The 18611-nt window shown below is 61.6% G+C and carries 16 protein-coding genes; 13 read left to right on the top strand and 3 right to left on the bottom strand.

Going from position 1 to position 18611, the window contains the following annotated elements:
* Positions 1-76: 76 nt before the first annotated feature.
* The gene (locus MRX98_RS13670; RefSeq protein ID WP_246909974.1) at positions 77-646 is read left to right on the top strand and encodes a flavodoxin family protein; all 570 of its coding nucleotides are present in this window, start codon (positions 77-79) and stop codon (positions 644-646) included.
* Positions 647-689: 43 nt separating this feature from the next.
* Here the strand turns inward: MRX98_RS13670 and MRX98_RS13665 are convergent, their stop codons facing one another.
* The 3 genes from MRX98_RS13665 to MRX98_RS13655 all read right to left on the bottom strand — a co-directional run bounded on the left by MRX98_RS13665 (position 690) and on the right by MRX98_RS13655 (position 7312).
* On the bottom strand, positions 690-3743 hold the full coding sequence (locus MRX98_RS13665; RefSeq protein ID WP_246909971.1) for a hypothetical protein: 3054 nt from the start codon (positions 3741-3743) through the stop codon (positions 690-692).
* A gap of 582 nt (positions 3744-4325) precedes the next feature.
* Complete coding sequence (locus MRX98_RS13660) at positions 4326-5096, bottom strand: alpha/beta hydrolase family protein (RefSeq protein WP_246909967.1); 771 nt, start codon at positions 5094-5096, stop codon at positions 4326-4328.
* Positions 5097-5389: 293 nt separating this feature from the next.
* A complete protein-coding gene (locus MRX98_RS13655; RefSeq protein WP_246909964.1) occupies positions 5390-7312 on the bottom strand; it encodes a DUF6055 domain-containing protein in 1923 nt (640 codons plus the stop codon).
* A gap of 351 nt (positions 7313-7663) precedes the next feature.
* On the opposite strand from MRX98_RS13655, the gene MRX98_RS13650 reads away from it, so the two are divergent.
* From MRX98_RS13650 to MRX98_RS13595, 12 genes are all read left to right on the top strand, one after another.
* Positions 7664-9292, top strand: coding sequence for a tetrathionate reductase family octaheme c-type cytochrome (locus MRX98_RS13650; RefSeq protein WP_246909961.1), 1629 nt, complete (start codon positions 7664-7666; stop codon positions 9290-9292).
* Positions 9292-9954, top strand: coding sequence for a cytochrome b/b6 domain-containing protein (locus MRX98_RS13645; RefSeq protein ID WP_246909945.1), 663 nt, complete (start codon positions 9292-9294; stop codon positions 9952-9954). The genes MRX98_RS13650 and MRX98_RS13645 overlap by 1 nt, the downstream gene beginning before the upstream one ends.
* A 134-nt stretch (positions 9955-10088) precedes the next feature.
* A complete protein-coding gene (locus MRX98_RS13640; protein ID WP_246909942.1) occupies positions 10089-10496 on the top strand; it encodes an acyl-CoA thioesterase in 408 nt (135 codons plus the stop codon).
* 2 nt (positions 10497-10498) lie between these two features.
* Positions 10499-12235 (top strand): DegV family protein, encoded by a 1737-nt coding sequence (locus tag MRX98_RS13635; protein WP_246909938.1) that lies wholly within the window; start codon positions 10499-10501, stop codon positions 12233-12235.
* Positions 12236-12532, top strand: coding sequence for a TRL-like family protein (locus tag MRX98_RS13630; protein ID WP_246909926.1), 297 nt, complete (start codon positions 12236-12238; stop codon positions 12530-12532).
* Between the two features lie 6 nt (positions 12533-12538).
* A complete protein-coding gene (locus MRX98_RS13625; protein WP_246909923.1) occupies positions 12539-12901 on the top strand; it encodes a TRL-like family protein in 363 nt (120 codons plus the stop codon).
* Complete coding sequence (locus MRX98_RS13620) at positions 12901-13626, top strand: glycosyltransferase family 2 protein (RefSeq protein ID WP_246909919.1); 726 nt, start codon at positions 12901-12903, stop codon at positions 13624-13626. The genes MRX98_RS13625 and MRX98_RS13620 overlap by 1 nt, the downstream gene beginning before the upstream one ends.
* Before the next feature lie 105 nt (positions 13627-13731).
* Positions 13732-14661 carry a lysophospholipid acyltransferase family protein gene (locus tag MRX98_RS13615; protein WP_246909916.1) on the top strand — a complete coding sequence of 310 codons (930 nt, stop codon included), beginning with the start codon at positions 13732-13734 and terminating at the stop codon, positions 14659-14661.
* 43 nt (positions 14662-14704) lie between these two features.
* Positions 14705-14977, top strand: a complete 273-nt coding sequence (locus MRX98_RS13610) for an acyl carrier protein (protein ID WP_246909913.1) — start codon at positions 14705-14707, stop codon at positions 14975-14977.
* Positions 14974-16212 carry a beta-ketoacyl synthase N-terminal-like domain-containing protein gene (locus MRX98_RS13605; RefSeq protein ID WP_246909910.1) on the top strand — a complete coding sequence of 413 codons (1239 nt, stop codon included), beginning with the start codon at positions 14974-14976 and terminating at the stop codon, positions 16210-16212. The genes MRX98_RS13610 and MRX98_RS13605 overlap by 4 nt, the downstream gene beginning before the upstream one ends.
* A complete protein-coding gene (locus tag MRX98_RS13600; RefSeq protein WP_246909908.1) occupies positions 16209-17027 on the top strand; it encodes a lysophospholipid acyltransferase family protein in 819 nt (272 codons plus the stop codon). Before MRX98_RS13605 ends, MRX98_RS13600 begins: the two co-directional genes overlap by 4 nt.
* A gap of 86 nt (positions 17028-17113) precedes the next feature.
* Positions 17114-18601: a B12-binding domain-containing radical SAM protein gene (locus MRX98_RS13595; protein WP_246909904.1), complete on the top strand. Its 1488-nt coding sequence runs from the start codon at positions 17114-17116 to the stop codon at positions 18599-18601.
* The last annotated feature ends 10 nt before the right edge of the window (positions 18602-18611 follow it).

Here is an 18611-nt window from a genome sequence, read left to right as displayed (position 1 = left end):
GTGAACCGCATGCCCGTGACGGCCGTTTGCTGCATTCATTTACAAGCCACTGTAAACCATTACGAAGGAGATTTCCATGCAGGTTGTCGCCATCAATGGCAGTCCCCGCAAATCCGGTAACACCTCCACCCTCATCCATGCCGTGCTGGAGGGCGCCCGCGCCGCCGGCGCCGAAACCGTCGAGGCCCATTTGCACACTCTGGACATGAAGGGGTGCATGGGCTGTCTCGCATGCCGCACCAAGCACGGGGTTTGCGCCCAGCAGGACGCGCTCAGTTCTTTCCTCGAACAGATCAAGACCTGCGACGCCCTGGTGGTGGGCTGCCCCATCTATATGTACCGCATTTCCGGCCAGATGAAGCTTTTCGTGGATCGGGTCTATTCCCTCTACACCCCCAAGCCGGGGGGTGGCTACAATACCGCCGTGCCGCCCGGCAAACGGTTCGCCATGGTGATCTCCCAGGGCGCTCCCGACCCCCAACAGTATCAGCGCTCCGTCCGCTGGCTGGCCGGCATGACCGGCAGCGGTCACGGCATGACGGAGGTGGGGCGCATCATCCATGTGGACAGCGCCGCGCGACCGGCCGCCAAGGATACGGCCTTGCTGGCGGAGGCCGGGGAGATCGGCCGCCGGCTGGTGGCCTGAACGGGCGCCCGGCGGCGTCGGAAGCCATCGTGCACGCTCTTGGTCAGACGTATCGCTTCATCGCCTCCAGGTAGTCGGGATGGCGCGAAAGGTAGAAAGAGAGCGCCTTGGCGAAATCGTTGCCCAGCAGCCCGTCGATGAACATCTGGCTGATATCCCGTTGGCGCGAAAGGGTGAACTGGGCGGTGATCAGCAGGTGCCGCTCCTCCTCGTCCGTCTTCTTGATCAACTGTTTGAAGGCGCTTTGGGCCCGGGGCTGGTAGTACCAGAAATAGAGCAGGTCCAGGGCGTGGACGCAGATGATGCGTTCCAGATCGCGGGCCTCCATGTTGGTCTGCCGGCGCAGCTCCTTTTTGTGGGTCAGCAGTTCATAGGCCCGGTCTTCCGGAAAGAGCATTTCCAACTGGGCGTAGATGTCGAACAGTTGGGCCATCTTGCGTCGGTATTCGCGGTAGCGGGTGTGGATGTTGTTGTAGCGGTCGGCGCCGCCTTCGATGAGGGCCGCCACGGTGTCCGACGCGGCTTTGGAGATGATGGCGGCCCACTTCTGCAGGATCTCGTTGACGGCCGTCGCCCCGGCCGTGGTGAGCAGTTGGCCGGCGACAGCGTTCAGGCCGATGGCCAGGGGGATGGACAGGGCGCTGCGGAAAAAGTTGCCGTAAACCGCCGGCCGCGGCAGCCCGCGCAGGGCATTGTGCGATGATAGATAGAGCCCGTTGACCAGGGCCATGATGGTGTAGAGCAGCACCGGGTGGGAGGCCACGGTGATGCCCAGCATGCCTTGCAGCAGTAAAGTCTTGGTCAGATAATCAAGCAGCGGCACCGAAAAACCGGTAAACAGCAGGGAATCGGCGATGCGATCCCAGCTGACGTAGGTGTTCCAGCGCAGCAGGGGCGAACGGCGCAAACCGCCGCCGCCCAGCACCGATTGCAGGATGTTGCGGATACCGGTGATGCCGAACCAGATGAAGGCGCCGAGGTAGGCCAGCAACCACCAGTCCTGGGTCAGGAAAAAGGTGGCGAAGGCCGGCACGAATCCCAGGAGCACCTTGAACAGGTTGCGCAGGTGGGAGTTGACGTAGCGCCACGGTTTGCCACTGCTGTGGTTTTGCACTTTGGTGGGCTGCAAACAGATGCCGTTGCGGATCGTTCTTTGCACGCCGCCCAGGGTGACCACGTTGCCCTGGCGGGCCATGCGGGTGGCCTCGGCCTGCACCCACCAATCCAGCTTGCGCTCATAGCCGATCCGCCACAGCAGCGGCAGCGCGGCCAGCCAGCGGCGCCGGCGGCCGCGCCGGTCGTCGTTGGCGCGCCGTTCGATGAAGGTGTGGCGCCGCTGCACCGCGATGTGGATCGGGATCCGGTCGCGGCCCGAGCCGATGTCCCTCTTGATCTGTCGCTGGGCGCGGGGCGGCAGGGTTTCGATGACCGCCAGCCCCATGCCGTGGAACCGGGGCGACCGGCCGGTGGAGTCGCTGCCGATGCGCGCCTTGAGCGGTCGGGCGCGGTACATCACCTGCAAAGTGCCCAAATCGTGCAGGATGTCCCGCAATTTGTCCATGCGGGCCGGCCCCTCGGGGGATTCGTCCCCTTCGATGGATGCGAGGATTTCCAGGATCACCCGTTTCAACTTGATGGGGTTTTGGCTGTTGAGGGCCTCCTGCAAGCGGCTGATGCCGGGGATGTGATCCAGGTGGCCGTCGGCCCAATCCTTCAGATTGAACAACTCCAGGCGCGATATCATGCCGTTGGCGTCGTAAACCAACTCCAGCACGTCGGCGGCATCCAAGTCGGTCAGGTTCAATGTGATGCGGTAGCCCGATTGCAAGGCGGCCAGGCGGGCGCACAATTCCGCCGGCGGCAGGCGCAGCAGGGACGGCACTTCAGGATCTTCGCGGGGAACGGTGCGGTCGGGCAGTCCGGGGTTGCGTGCGGGCTTGAGGTATTCGGCGACGGCGCCTTCCAGGTCCAGGCGGTCCATCTCTTCGAACCAGGTGCTGATTTGCCGGCGTTGCGCCGCATCGGCACTTTCGTGGGCGGCCCGCAACGTTTCGGCGCGTTCCTGGATGGCGGCAAACATTTCTTTCTGGATGAATTTGGCCAGGTGCAGCGTGGATTTCTGCCCGATGCCCACAAAGGCCAGGAAGGCCTCGCGGTCGATGGGCGGCATTTCGATGTCGTAGCGGCCATTGAGCACCAGGCGGTGGTCCTGGTTGAACGCCTGCAGCAGATCCATGACATGGGCTTGCTGATAGAGCGATGCCCTGCGGCCTTCACGCATCAGGGCCGCCACCGCCGGCTCCTCCAGAAAGCAGAGAAAGGCCTGGGCGTCGGGAAAGCCCCGGGGTACCCAGATCAGGTTGATATACTTACCCCGGAATGGGGTGTAAAACTCGATGCCGATGCGGATGTCGATCTCCATGATCCGGGCGGCTTCCAGCAATTCGGCGGCAAAGCGGGGTTCGATGTAGTTGTAGTGCACCACCCGCAGCCGCCGGATGCCCTTGATCCAGGCGTCCATGATCAGGTGGGTCGACGATTTGCGGCCCTTGGTGTTGGCGTCGTGCACATGGTCGTCGAAGGAGATCTGGTTCCACGCTTCGGGCATCTCCAGCAGGTGGTAGCGGCGCAGCTGACGGCGTACCATGCGCGGCTTGCCCTGGGCCGTGATGCGAAAGTCGTGGGCCAGCTCCAACTGTCCCCGTTCGTCGTCGCCGGCGCGCACCACCTCTTTCATGATCTGCATCAAGACCCGCGCGGTGTTCTTGGGCATAGGGCCCTCGGCCGTCTCCAGCATTTCGGCCCGCAGTGCCCGCAGGGCGTTGAGGCGGTCGTCCACGCCCCCCTTTTCCAGCGAAGTGAGCAGCTGGATCATGGCGTAGGCGATGCGCAGACTGCGCGACTCGGCCATCTCCTTGATGCCGTGGGGATGAAAATAGCTGTAGTATTGGCGCCGGATGTAGCCCAGTTCGTCGGCCCGCGAGCGCACATCGTTGATGATGCCGATCAGTCGATAGTCGCGCCGATCGAACAACAGGGGGGAGATGGAGCGCTTTTTCGGCTTGGTGGAAGGTGATGCGATTTCGCGGATGTTCATGATCCCATCGGCTGATTACAGTGGCGGCGCTCCGTTGCTGGTGGCGACAATAGAGTAATGATACCAAGTACCAAATGATTAAGCAAGATATTACAGGTAATTGGGGAGTTGTTGCGGTATTCGGGTGGATTGGGTGATGCGGGATTGGGTGGTTGTTGCAGGGGGTGGAGATAGATAGGTTAGAGTGTTAAGTGTTAAGAGTTAAGTTTTAAGTTAAGGAATTCTATCGATTGTAGATGGTTGGGAGCGCGCTGTGCTCAAAATTTACGATCCCGATAGCGATTTCGATTTCGTTCTGGATTGAAACACCCTTCAACCCAATCCTATCCAAGCGAGATGCATGCACACGATGTAGGGTACTGGACGAAATGGAGACCGATGGCTGATGGCGGTTTTGCCTATAGGGGAGGATCGGGCCCCCGGGCACGGCATGCCGTGACCCAAGGGTGGGTGCAGGGGGCGATGCGTGGAAGAACCCCTCCGCTCGACTACCCCCAACCCCCTATAATCGATAGAATTCCTTAACTTAAAACTTAACACTTAACACTTAACACTCCATATTCTAACTAAGTGGCACCCCTTTCACCGGTCTCCTATTATATATCTACGGCACCAAGCGGCCATAACACCGCCGGCATAGCGGGCGTCGTCCGGATCGGTCAGCAGGTGGTCGGCGCTGTCCAGGGAGACGAAGCTTTTGGGGTGTTTGGCGGTTTGGAAGATTTCCCCCGCGTTGCCGATTCCGACGATGTCGTCGAGGGGGGCGTGCAGCACGAGCAGGGCGCGGTTCAACCCTTTGATGGTGTCCGTCATCGGGTCGGCGCCGAGGTTTTCCAGAAACTGCTTTTTGATGCGGAAAGGGCGCCCGGCCAGGCGGACCTCGGCTTCGCCGCGGGTTTCAATCTCTTCGGTGGCGTCCGAGAAGTGCTTGAGGACGTGATCCGGCCTTGAAGGGGCCGCGATGGTTACCACCGCGCGGGCCGATGGGATGTCGACGGCGGCCTGGAGCACGGCGGCACCGCCCAATGAGTGGCCGATCAGCATCCGTGGCGTTGCGTATTGGTCCGCCAGGAACTCGGCCGCATCGACGATGTCACTGACATTGGTGGTGAAGTTGGTGTCGGCAAAGTCGCCTTCGCTTTGGCCGAGCCCGGTGAAATCGAAACGCAGCACGGCGATGCCGTCTTGGGTCAGCGTCTGATTGATGGCCGCCACGGCTTTCAGATTCTTGGTGCAGGTAAAGCAGTGGGCGAAGATCGCGTAGGCATGGGGTGTGCCGTCGTCCGGCAGATCGATGCGGGCCGCCAGCTTGTATCCGTATCGGTTGGCGAAGCGAAGCTGTTTGAATTTCATGCGGCCTCCTTGCAAGTTGGATCGGGCACCGCGCGGTCGGCCCGCGGTCACCCGTGGGGATTCAATGAGCAGGCGCCTCGGCGGGATCGGCGGCCGGAAGCGCCCGGTGCATCGTTACCCTATACCACAAGGCGGCTATGTCGAGGAGTGCAAATCCATGCAGTCGGTGCAGCGGTATGTTCATCATCGAAATCGCTACCAGGATCGAAATTGAAGAATTTTAATCGATCCCGATAGCGATTTTGATTACGTTTCGGTGCAATGTGGTCCCGGCAAGTGGGATGTGCCGGACGCTAGTGGTCCGGTACGGCGCCGGCGAGGCGCACTTGGTAGTCCAGGCCGATGTTTTCCGGGCTGCCGGCGCGGCTCTGGAAAGCATCGTAGAGATAGAGCGTGTTGGGCGTATTGACCACCACCAGGCTCGCCTCTTCGCCGGCGGCGACGGTGGCCTGACCCACGCCGTTGCGTAGCTCCACATAGCGCACGGCGCCGGAATTGGCGCGAATGGCAACGGTGGCGGTGAAATTGCTTTCCTGCAAACCATTGCCCAGATTCGATACCACCACCATGATGTCGCCGTTGCCGGTCACCCTGAGGGGAATAATGTTGGCGCCGCCGTACATGGGTTGGCGGGTGCTTTTGACCCGGTAGGTTTGGTTGTCCACCGAATCCAGGTTGGCGAAGTTCAGGCGGTTGCGACTGCTGAAAAAGGCCTGCTGCGCCCGGGGATGATCGATATCCAGATAGGCCATGCGCGCCCAGTAGCGTCCGAGTAGGGTTTGGACCCGGACCGGCGAGGCAATGCGTTCGAGCACATGCAGGGGCGTTTCGTTGTTGCGGCGATGGTGGCGGAACAGGTCCGGCACCGCCATTTTGCCCAAGCCGGGGTAGTTGTCCGGGTTGTTGGTCAGATAGGTCAGAAAGGGCCAGGCTTCGTAATAGTTCTGGTTGTGGCAGATGGTCAGATGGGATTGGCCGATCACTTTATTCAGGTCGATGATGGTGCCGCCGGCGCTCAAACCGAAACGCTGCCGGACTTCTTCGTAGTAGGGCGAATTCAAATAGGTGTCGGCCACCCAGTTGGCCACGGTCTCCCACCACGCGCCGGTGCGGGTCTGGTCCGCCCAGTTGTACTCCGTCAGCGTAAGGCAGTGACCGTATTCATGCACAGTTACCCTTGGCGCCGCCAATTGGGGACCGCGCACTTCGATGTAGCTCAGGCCCGCGCGATGATCGTAGAGCATTACGCCGCCGGCATTGAGGGTGGTGGTCGGATAGATATTCATTTTGTAGTACGGGCCGTCGTTGGCGTGGACGGAAATTCCGGGTGAACGAAATCCCCAATCATCGACAAAGAAACGGTGCGCCGCTTCCAGGTGGGCCAGGGCGATATCCACATTGCGTTCGGGCACATCGGCCAGGTTGCCCCTGCCGCCATTGAGGCCGTTGCCGCCGTAGTAGATGCGGAAATGGTCGGAATCCTTGTGCAATGCATTGGCGGTGGTGACATTGTGCAGCACATATTGATTGGTGATCGGCCGGTAGGCGTCCGGTTGCGGGGGATTCGGATCCGGCGGGGGGGTGGGGTCGCCGTCGGCGGCAACGCCCCATACGCGCCATTCCAGGATGCCGGTGGACTGGGTGGCATTGCGCATGAACAGGCGCAGCCGGTTGGTGACGATATTGTTCAGTGCCAGGCGATTCCAGGCATCTTTGGCCCGGGGCACGTCGCCGCAACGGACCCAGTCGGCGCCGTCGAAGTACTCTAGATAGGCGGTGGTGGGGGTCAACACGCCGCCATTGTCGTCGAACCAATACACCTCGACGGAAGAGATGCTGTGGTTGTGGTGCCAATCGTACTGCACCCATTGCAGCGAATCGGGGTTGTACCAATTGCCGTAGGCCCCGCTGGATTTGTCGTTGGAATGGGATGGGTTCGCATCGCTGTTGACGGCGTCGAGGGTTTCCCACGGGGAGACATAGGAGGTGGAAGCATTTGCGGTCAGCGCGATGTTGCTGGTGCTGTCGCCACCGTCGGTCGGGCCGCTGTCCCCGTCGCCGGGCCCGGCGTCGCAACCGCCGCCGATGCCTGAAGGTGTATCGGTATTGCCGCCCGCGTTCGAACCGCTGTCACAACCGTAAAGAGCAAAGGTCAATAGTGCGGCGCACAAAAAAGGTAAAAGAAAAAACATGCCTTTTCGTAACTGCCTGGTCATCTGTTCCTCCAATCAGCAAAGCCTAACAATCGGTGGGGTTGCGCCCTTGTACAATCCGGTGGACGACCTTGGGTTGCAGCGTCCGGCCCGCGCCTTGAGGGGCGAAGTGCGCAACAAAAAAGCGGTGAAAGCAACTTGTCATAATAGGGGGAAGCCACCCTGATAACAATGGGGAAATTCCTAATTGGCACAGGAGAAAAGCCTGTTTGGCCAACGCCTTAACTTGGGCTTTGCAGCTAAACGCCTTAAAGATGCCTGCAATGCCTTCCGAAGCTTGTGGAACCGGCCGATAGCGATTATGCTGTTTTGTATGGCAGAGGCCTTGCATCGCCATCAAACAAGGAGGCGGCTATGGCGCGTGGGATGTCGAGATGGCTTTGGGTGTCGGCGCTTGTTTTTTGCGCCATGCTGGCCCTTGCCCGGATCGGGTGCGATGCGGCGGCCGACAAGATCGCTCCGGGGCGGGTGATGGCTCGCCAGGCCGTCGAGCGCCAAGCCCGCTGGAACACCACCGACCACAGCCGGCATGCGGCCTTGCAGCAATCTTTCGCATCCGGTGACGCCATCACCCAAGCTTGCCTGAGTTGCCACACCGAGGCCGAGGCCCAGTTGCACGAAACCCTTCACTGGACCTGGATCGATCCCTTGTCGCCGCCGGACCGCATCGTCGGCAAAGCGGGCCACTCATTGAACAACTTTTGCCTTTCCACCAATTTCATGACCGACCGGAAGTGCCTGGACTGCCACATCGGCTGGAACGGCAAACAGGGACGGGTCAACTGCCTGCGCTGTCATGGCCGGCAGCCATTGGACTGGGCGGCGGCTTTCGAGGCGTATCGCAAGCTGTCCGGTTCGTCGGAGGTGGCCGATCAGGCCAGGGCGGCGGAGGTTCAGCAGGAGATCCGGGCGGCGGTGCAACAGGTGGGGTTGCCCACCCGGGCGCATTGCGGCGCATGCCATTTTTACGGTGGCGGCGGCGACGGCGTCAAACACGGTGATCTGGATTCCTCCATGGCCCACCCCGACCGGCAGCTGGATGTGCACATGGGCGGCGACGGCCAGGGGTTTCACTGCACCCGCTGCCACACCACCCGTCAACACCATATCGCCGGGCGCGTTTACGGCACGCCGGCGGTGACCGCCCGCCGCAGTCTGCTCGAAGACGACCTGACGCCCAAGATCACCTGCGAAGCTTGCCACGGCGCAACACCCCACCCGGCCGGCAGCAAAACCAACGATCACACCGACAAGGTGGCCTGCCAGAGTTGTCACATTCCGGCTTTCGCCCGCCGACTGCCCACCAAAACCGGATGGGACTGGTCCCAAGCAGGCCGTCGGCGGGACGGGCAACCCTACACCGACCCGGGGCCCCTGGGTATGCCCGCCTATCAGAGCATCAAAGGGGAAATGACCTGGACGCGCGACGGCATACCGGCCTACTTCTGGTTCGACGGTGCCATCGAAACCTTGACCGTCAAGGATGTAATCGATCCGGACACCGTGGTCCACGTCGGTTGGCCCGTCGGCCGCCCGGAGGATCCCGGGGCGCGGATTTTTCCCTTCAAGGTCCACCGAGGCAAACAACCCTACGACACCGTTCATCACACCCTGCTGCCGCCTCTGCTGTCCGGGCCGCAGGGATTCTGGACCACCCTCGACTGGCCCGAGGCGCTCCGGATCGGCGCCGAGCGAATGGGCATCCCCTATTCGGGGCAGTTCGCTTTCGTCGAATCCAGGTATGTTTTTCCCACCACCCACATGGTGGCCCCCAAAGACCGGGCCCTGCGCTGCGAGGCATGCCACACGCGCCACGACGGCCGACTGGCACGACTGGGCGGTTTTTACATGCCGGGCCGTGATCGATGGCCGTGGCTCGATGGGGCCGGCTGGCTGTTGGTGTTGGGGGCGCTGGCCCTTTCGGGGGTGCACGGTCTGGGGCGGATCGTCGCCCGCCGGCGCGGCAAGGAGGATCGACGGTGATGAAAAGCAACGCAACGCAAAAGGTGTACCTTTTTACACGTTTCGAACGTTTCTGGCACTGGTTGCAGGCGGCACTGATCCTTGGTTTGATGGGGACCGGCCTGGAGATCCACGGCACCTTTGCCCTTCTGGGGTATGCCCGGGCGGTGCGGTTGCACAATTTTCTCGGGCTGACGTGGGTAGTGCTGTTCTGTTTCATTCTTTTCTGGGCTTTTACGACTGGCGAGTGGCGTCAATACATCCCCACGACCCGCAAGTTGTTGGCCATGGCCCGCTATTATGCGCTCGGCATGTTCAAGGGGGAAGCCAAGCCGGTGCGGACAAGCCCCGGTGCCAAACACAATCCCTTGCAGCGATTGGCTTACCTGGGCATCGTGACCTTGCTGCTGCCGGTGCAGATGGTGTCCGGACTGCTCTACTACACTTACAATCAGTGGACCGCAGGCGGCTTGGCCGCTTTTCTCGATCTCGGCATCGTGGCGCTGGTGCACACCGCCTTTTTCTTTTTGTTGTTGGCGTTTCTGGTGAGTCACCTCTATCTGGCCACCCTGGGCCACACCCTTTTCAGCATGGTCAAGACCATGGTCACCGGCTGGGCCGAGATCCCGGCCACGCAAGAGGTCCACGATTGGGAGTGGGCCGACCGGCACGGGCAAGGCTGAACCTGCCGGCCGGCTCGGCCATGGTGAACTTGGCGCGGCATTCCGCTTGCCTTCCCTCATTCCCTTGATATATTAGAAGGCTCAATGGAAACGGGATGGTTTCCGTTCATTTCGATGCAAGGGGTGGGTGGTTCATGGGAACGCGTTTTGAGACCAACATGACGGTGGCATTTCACGATCTGGATCCGCTTCAAATTGTATGGCACGGTAACTATTTAAAATATTTTGATATTGCGCGTTTCGGCCTCTTTGCATCGGTAGGTGTCGATCTGTATGCCTACATGTTGGAAAAGCACTATGTGTTTCCGGTCACGCGATCGTCCTTGAAACACATTGTGCCCCTGCGGGCCTTCGATCAATTCACTTGCAGCGCCACCGTCACGGAGTGCCAATATAAAATCGTCCTGAATTTCGAGATCCGCAAAGGGCCGGACATGCTGCTGTGCGCCCGCGGCAGCAGCGAGCAACTGGCGGTGCGTTTTCCCGAAATGGAGATGGAGTTCCAGATCCCCGACGATATACGGCGCGCACTGGAGGGATGACGATGGCGCAAGCCTATTTCAAGGCTTTTATCACCGGTTACGAGCGCATGGTGGCGTGGTCCGACCTGCTGGATCAGATCAATGTATTTCCGGTGGCCGATGCCGACACGGGTCGCAACCTGAAGATCAGCCTGGCGCCCTTGCGGCAATTGGCGGACAACCCCACTGTGGTGCCCCGCAACCTGATCAAGTCGGCCACCGGCAACTCGGGCAACATTGCCGCCGCTTTCTTCTATGAATTGCTGGGCATCGACAATGCCGCCGAGCTGCCCAGCACCATTCAGGTGGGCTTCGACAAGGCCCAGCGGGCGGTGGTCAATCCGGCGCCCGGCACCATGCTGACACTGTTCGAGGCCCTGGCCCAGGCAATGGCCGTGGCCGACAAGACCCCGGACCAGTGGGATACCAATGCCATCATCCGGCGCATGGAAGAGACCGTGGCCGCCACCAGCGAGACTTTGCCCGCATGTCGCAAGGCGGGGGTGGTGGATGCCGGCGCCCTGGGCATGTTCATTTTCCTGGAGGCCTTTCTGGGGTGTTTGACCGATCGACTCGATCAAGGCCGCCCGGTGACCGAGACCTTCGCCGGCAAACTGCGCATCGCCGATGATTATCACCATGATGGCGAGAGTGAGGACGGGTATTGCGTCAGTGCCATGATCCAGGCCGACGGCCGCGGCGAGGCGGTGCGCCGGCGCCTGGCCGATCTGGGCGAAAGCATGGTGGTCACCGAGGGTGAAGGAGGGCTGAAGGTGCACCTGCACACCGCCAGCCGGCAGCAGTTGCGTTCGGGCCTCGAGGCCCTGGGGCAGGTGGTGGATTGGACTGAGGAGCGGTTGGCACCGGTGCGTACCGCGCAGACCAAGGCGGGGGCGGTACACATCATGACCGATGCGGCCGGGTCGGTCACGGTGGAAGATGCGCGCGAACTGGGCCTCACTTTGCTCAACAGCTACTTGGTGGTGGGCGACCAGTCATGTCCCGAAACCCTCTATGCGCCGGAGCGGCTTTATGCCGCCATGCGCGCGGGCACCAAGGTGTCAACGGCCCAGGCCTCCGTGTTCGAGCGGCATCAAAGCTATTTGAGCGCCGTCAGCCGGCATGAACGGGTGCTCTATCTTTGCGTCGGTTCCGTCTTCACCGGCAACTTCGAAACCGTCACCGCCTGGCAGGCCCAACAGGATCCGGAGCAGCGCATGACCATCATCGACACCGGGGTGGCCTCGGGACGCCTGGCCGTGGTGGTGTTGGCCACTGCACGCCGCTCCCTTGCGGGTGGGGACCCCGCCGCGGTCGTCGCTTTCGCCCATGAGGCCGTGGCCCGGAGCCGGGAGTTTGTTTTTCTGGATCAACTCAAGTACCTGGCCGCCGGGGGGCGCATTTCCAAAACCAAGGGATTCTTCGGTGACCTTTTGCACATGAAGCCCATTATCACCCCCACTGCCACCGGCGCCGAAAAGGTGGGCGTGGTGCGCAATCGGCAGGACCAGCTGAACTTTGCCATGGCGCAGTTGCAAGCGCATTTCGAGGCAGGTGCGGCGCCGCTGATCGTGCTGCAGCATTCGGACAATCGTGAATGGGTGGCGCAGACAGCCGCGCCTCGGATTCAAGAATTCCTGCCGGACGCCGAGGTTCTGTTCCGTCCCCTGTCGTTGACCTCCGGGGCCCACATGGGGCCGGGCACCTGGGCCATCGCCTTTTTGGCGCCGCCGGACGCGTCATCCAAAGAGGAGAGATGAATGAAACGTTATTTTAGGATGTTGGCCGTCGTGGTTTTGGTTTTTGCGGTAAGCGGATGCGCTTACGTGCACACCAAGACCCCTTTGGATACCAATCTGCATGAAACCGAACTGGGCACCAAAATCGGCACGGCCCAGGCGCACAGCATCGCCTGGCTGGTGGCCTGGGGCGACGCCAGCTATGCGGCCGCGGCGCGCAACGGGAACATCACCGTCCTGCGGCACGCCGACCAGGAGTCATTTCAAGTGTTTTTCGGTTTCTATACCCGCTTTCGGGTGATCGTCTACGGAGATTGATACCCGATGCAACGGCGATGTCATAAAAGGACCCGTTTGATATGGGCCGGGCTGTTGTGGATACTGCTGCTTGCGGGGCTCATGGGTTGCGCCATGCGGCCGTCCGGCATGATCTACACCAATGTCCGGTTTCCTTTGACCACCGATCTGGACCGGACCCCGCTGCCTGCAAAGGCGCCGCCCGATGGACGTGTCATCGAGGTCAAGGAGCCGTTCTCCGGTGTGGGGATTCAGGCCCGCGTCCATTCCAATGCCATCGGCGACATCGCCAAGGCGCATGGTTTGGAGACCCTCTATTTCGCCGACCAGGAAATCTTCAGCATTTTAGGTGTCTGGACCACCCGCAAAACCATACTGTACGGTGAATGATGTCCGAAGCCCATGTTCCACCGGGGCGGTTCGCCGTCGTCATTCCGGTTTACAATCACGGACGGACCATTGCTCAGGTGCTCGACCAGGCCCGGGCCTTGGGATATCCCGTCTTCGTGGTGGATGACGGTTCCACCGACGGTGGGTGTCGCCGACTGTCGCGGATGGCGGACGTTCACCTGTTGCGGCACGCAGGGAATCTGGGCAAAGGGGCCGCGTTGCTGACCGGTATGACGGCGGTAGCGGCCATTGCCGATTGGGCCATCACCCTGGATGCCGACGGCCAACACCACCCGGCGGACGCCAAAGGCTTAATGGCGGCCATCGCGCCGGGCGCAAGGCCCATTGTGGTGGGTCGCCGCACCGATATGCAGGAGGAAGGTGCCCCCTGGACCAGTCGGTCCGGGCGCGCCTTTTCCAATTTTTGGGTGCGCATGGCCGGCGGTCCGGCCATGCGGGACAGCCAAAGCGGTTTTCGGATCTATCCTTTGCCCGAGGTGCTCGGTCTGGGGGTGCGGGCCCGGCGGTACCAGTTCGAGGTGGAGGTGCTGGTGCGGGCCGCCTGGCGCGGCATGCCGGTGGTGCAGGCCCCCGTTCGCGTGACCTATGCGCCCGGCGGCAAGCGGATTTCCCATTTCCGGCCCTTCGTGGATTTCTGCCGGAACAGCAGCACTTTCAGCCGTTTGATTTTTCGGCGGATCGTGCAGCCCAAACACGCCCGCTGACGGGGTTTTCAAAGGCCGTTGCGGCGCTGCCCGCCGGGCAGCCAAGGCGGCCCTCGGCCGCAAAGCCTGCCGGCACCAACCCGCAAGGTGCTTACAACTGGAATCATGCGCCGAATTTTCTATAAATTGCTGACCACCCTGACCCGTTTCCTGGGGCCGGCTTTTTTCAGCCTCGTGGCGCGGATTATCGCTGCCGGGTATTATGTCGGTCGTCCCGGCAGGGTGGCGGTCAGCTTTCGGTTCTACCGTGCCCTTTTCCCCGGTCGCAGCCGCCTTTTCTATTTCCGCTGCGCTTGGCGCCAGTTCCAGAATTTCACGACGATCTTCCTGGATCGCCATTTGATGCAGCAACCGGAGGGTGTTCAATTCACCATCGAAGGCCGCGCCCACCTGGTGCAGGCCGTGTCCCAAGGGCAGGGCGGCATCCTGCTCATGTCCCACATGGGCAACTGGGAGGTGGGGGCCCGGCTGCTGCGGCGCAACGTGCCGGCGGTGCGCTTGATGCTTTTTATGGGCCAGCGGGCCAAGGATCAGATCGAACGGCTGCAAAAACAGGATCTGGCCGCCGACGGCATCCGGGTGGTGGCCGTGGATCAAGAGGGCGGCTCGCCCTTCGATCTGGTGGAAGCGATCGCCTTCCTGCGCTCCGGCGGTGTGGTTTCGTTGACGGGCGATCAGGTGTGGCGGCCGGACCAGCGGGTGGTGTCGGTGCCTTTTTTGGGCCACACCGTTGATCTGCCCGAGGCGCCCCACATGCTGGCCCTGATGTCGGGGGCGCCCCTTTTTTTCTTTTTTGCCGCCAATGCGGGGCCCCACTGCTACCGTTTCACGGTGTCGCCGCCGGTGTGGGTGAGGGCCGCCGACCGCGGCCAACGGCGGGCGGCCATTTTACAGTCGGCCCGGGCCTATGCCGATGCAATGGTTCGGCAGTTGCATGAGAGCCCCTTTGAGTGGTACCATTTCAAACCCTTTTTGGGCCCACCGATGGCCGATCATGAAAAAGGGGAAATGGAAAAGGATCGCAGGACAGCGTGAGCAGGACAGCATAAATGGATACGGATAAGGAACATTAACGGTTATGACACGAGACGAGATTACCGCCCGGTTGTTGACCATTTTCGCGGAACAGTTCGAAATCGAGAATCCCGATATGGACGACGATCTGCGCGAGGTGTACGAGTTCGACAGCATCGACGCCATCGAGTTGCTGCGCGAAATCGAGGTGATGCTGCAAACCCAGCTGACCCGCGAAGAAAAGAAGATGGCCATGGAGATCAGCACCATCAACGACATCGTGGATTACATCATGGCCAGGGCGGCCGATCCCGGCCGGCAAGGGGCGACCGCATGAACCGCAGGGTCGTGATTACCGGGTGCGCCGCCATCACCCCCATCGGCAACACCCGCGCCGAGATCGTGCGCCATTTGACCGAAGGCATTTCGGGTGTCCGACCGATGCGGGCCGACGGCCTGCTCACCGAGCACATCCACTCCGGCGTGTTCGGCGCCGTGGATTATCCCATCGATTATGACTTCAAGCGGCAATCGCGCAAAACCATGGGGCCGGTGGCCTATTACGCCTGCCAGGTAGCCAAGGAGGCGCTGCAGCAGTCCGGTCTGGATGAGGCTTTCATCACCTCCGGGCGCCTGGGCGTGGCTTTCGGTTCCACCCACGGCAGCCCGACGGTGCAGCGCGATATCTACCGCACTTTTTTCGATCGCGATGCGAAGTCCTTCGGCGGCATCGGTGCCGTGGAGTACCTCAAATCAATGGTGCACACCACGGCAGTCAACATCACCAAGATGTTCGGTATCACCGGCCGGGTGATCTCCTCCTCCACCGCCTGCACCACCAGCAGCCAATCCATCGGTTACGGCTACGAAGCGGTCAAGTTCGGCCTGCAGGACGCCATGCTGTGCGGCGGCGCGGACGAGTACGACACCACCACGGTGGCGGTCTTCGACAACCTGCTGGCCTGTTCCACCGCATTTAACGATACGCCCCATCGCACGCCCCGGCCCTTCGATGTGCAACGAGACGGCCTGGTGGTGGGCGAGGGGGGCGGGGCCCTGCTGCTGGAGGATTACGACCATGCCCGGCGCCGGGGGGCGGTGATCCTGGGAGAGGTGCTCGGATTCGGATGCAACAACAACGGCGGGGACCTGATTCTGCCCAACCCGGACGGCATCAAGAAAACCTTGCGCCTCGGGCTGGACAGCGCGCGCTGCGATGCCGGCCGGATCGACTTTGTCAGCGCCCATGCCACCGCCACCAAGATGGGCGATGTGATGGAGGCCCAGGCCATCGCCGCGGTCTATGGCGACAAACCCCTGGTGACCGGTCTCAAGGGGTACATGGGCCACACCATGGGCTCCTGCGGGGCCATCGAAACCATTTTGACCCTGCACATGATGGCCGAAGGCTTCGTGGCGCCGACCCTCAACCTGGAAGCGGTGGACGAGCGCTGCGCCATGATTCGGCATACCCGGCAAGTGATGGAAACGCCCGTTGCCCTGGCGGCCATTCAGAACTTCGCCTTCGGCGGCGTCAATACCTGCCTGATCATCGGCCGGGAGGGGGCGTGACCGCCGGGGATCGTCGCCCAGTGAACATCGAGCGGCCTTCTCCCCGTTGGCTGTTCGGGACCGTCGATCTGGTGGTGACCCTGTTGTTGTGGCTCTATTTCACCCTGGGCTTTGTGTTTTTGATCGGACCCTTTTATCTGTGGGGGGTGTTGTTCAAACGGGGGCGACACAGCTATTTCCAGATGCTCAACCACCTGTTCTACCGGGGGTTTTTTTGGCTATGCCGCATGATGGCCCCCCGGCACACGTGGCGCATCGATCCGGCCATCCGCGCCGTGCGCGGGGCGGTGATCGTCTGCAACCATGTCTCGTTCATCGATTCGATTCTGCTGATTTCCCTCTTTGCGCGCCACAACACCATCGTCAAGAACCGTTTCTTTCACTTCCCCATTCTGGGTTGGGTGCTGACTTTGTCGGGCTACCTGCCGGCCGCCGCCGCGGGGCGGACGGCCGATTTGATGCTGTCGCGGCTGGACGGGGTGCCGGCCCACCTGAACGGCGGCGGCATCCTGTTTGTTTTTCCCGAGGGGACCCGCAGCCGGAATGGCAGGGTCGGCGTTTTCAACATCGGCGCATTTAAAATCGCCAAATATTGCAGGGCGCCGGTGGTCGTGCTGGTGGTGCGCAATTCCGAAAAGCTGTTCCCACCCGGTCGGTTCCTGTTCAACACCTGCATGACCAACACCATCCATCTGGAATTGGCGGCGCGCATCGTTCCGGACTATGACAGTGACGGCTTCTCGCTGAACGGTCTGATGAACGAGGTGCGCGATATCATGGTGCGCCGGCTGCAGAACGGCGCCGTGGTGCAGTAGGGGAGAGCCGGGGCCCGTCGTAAAGGCGTTTTCCGCACCGCCGCCACGGCGGCTGCGGTGGGTCGTTTCACGGGAGAGAGGTGCATATGAACGTCCTGTTGATTTCCATGCCGGATGTGGCGCCGATCATCATGCATGAGGCGGCGTTTCACATGCCCAACCTGGGTATCGCCAGCCTGGGCGCCAACCTCGATGCGCGTCACACGGTCCATCTGATCGACCTGGTTCGCAAACGGCGCGGCCTGCGACGCTATCTGACCCGTATGCTGTTGCAACTGCGTCCCGATCTGGTGGGACTCTCCGCCATGACCTGGCAGTTCGACACCTGCCTGAAATTGATTCGGCTGATCAAGACGGTGCTGCCCGAGGTCCGCATCGTGATCGGCGGCTACCATGCCACCCTGATGTACGAGGAGATTGGTGCCGACCCTGCGGCGCAGGCCATCGACTTCATGATTCGCGGTGAAGGGGAGGCGGCATTGCGCGGGCTGGTCAATGCCCTGGAAGACGGTACCGGCTTGGCGGATATCCCTTCCCTCTCCTATCGCCGGGGAGACCGCTGGGTCCACAATCCCAAGGGGGCGTTGCTGGACCTGGGGCGGCTCAAGCTCCCCATCCGCGATCAGCGCCGCTTGACCCGGGGATATCACATCATGAATCACGGCGCCGAGGTGATTGAAACCTCCCGCGGCTGCACCCGCAACTGCAATTTCTGCAGCATCCGTCACATGTACGGTCGCGCCTTCCGGCCTTTTCCTATAGAACGGGTGCTGGCCGACATCGACGACATCTATCACCATCGCCACTGTCGTTATGTCTTCGTATCCGATGATAATTTCGTGCTGGCACCCGAACGGGTGAAGGCACTGTGCAAGGCCATCGTAGCCCGGCGCTACCATAGCCTCCATTTCACCGTGCAGGCCGACAGCGTGACCATCGCCCGCAACGAAGAGATGGTGCGCCTGATGGCCCGGGCGGGCTTCTCCTCCCTGTTCTTGGGGGTGGAGAATGTCTCCAGCAAGAACCTTCAGGCCGCCAGCAAGGGGGATATCGTCGATGCTTCCCGCCGGGCCATCGCTCTGTGTCGCAAATACAACATGATGGTGGTGGCCGGCATGATTTTCGGTTTCCCAGACGATACCGAAGCGGAAATCGTCGCCAATTTCCGCTTCCTCAAAGAGACACAGGTCGACACCGCCTACTGCCAGATCCTGACGCCCTATCCCAAAACGGGCATCCGCCAGGCGCTGCTTGCCCAAGGACTGGTCACCAATCCCGACCACTTCTCAACCTACAACGGCATGTGGGCCAATGTGCGCACCCGCCACTTGAGCGCCGAGCGGCTGCAGTACCTGGTGTGGTATCACAAACAGCGCATCCTGGGCTGGTGGGATCCCTCCCCGTCGGTGCGTGCCCAGGGTCGGCTGTGGACCGGCATTTGGATCTACCTCATGCGGCCCCTGATGCAAAAAATGGTCGCCCACAAGCTGCGCCGTATCGGCTGGCAAGGGCGCTACCGGCAGGAGATCGCCCGCCTGGGCGGCATCAATCGGTTTCCCGATCTGCATGATTGATCACGGCCGG

It is taken from the genome of Desulfatitalea alkaliphila, assembly GCF_022968795.1.
Classification (GTDB): Bacteria; Desulfobacterota; Desulfobacteria; order Desulfobacterales; family Desulfosarcinaceae; genus Desulfatitalea; species Desulfatitalea alkaliphila.
Note: the sequence above shows the minus strand (reverse complement) of the source record. Positions and strands in the feature narration are given on the sequence as shown.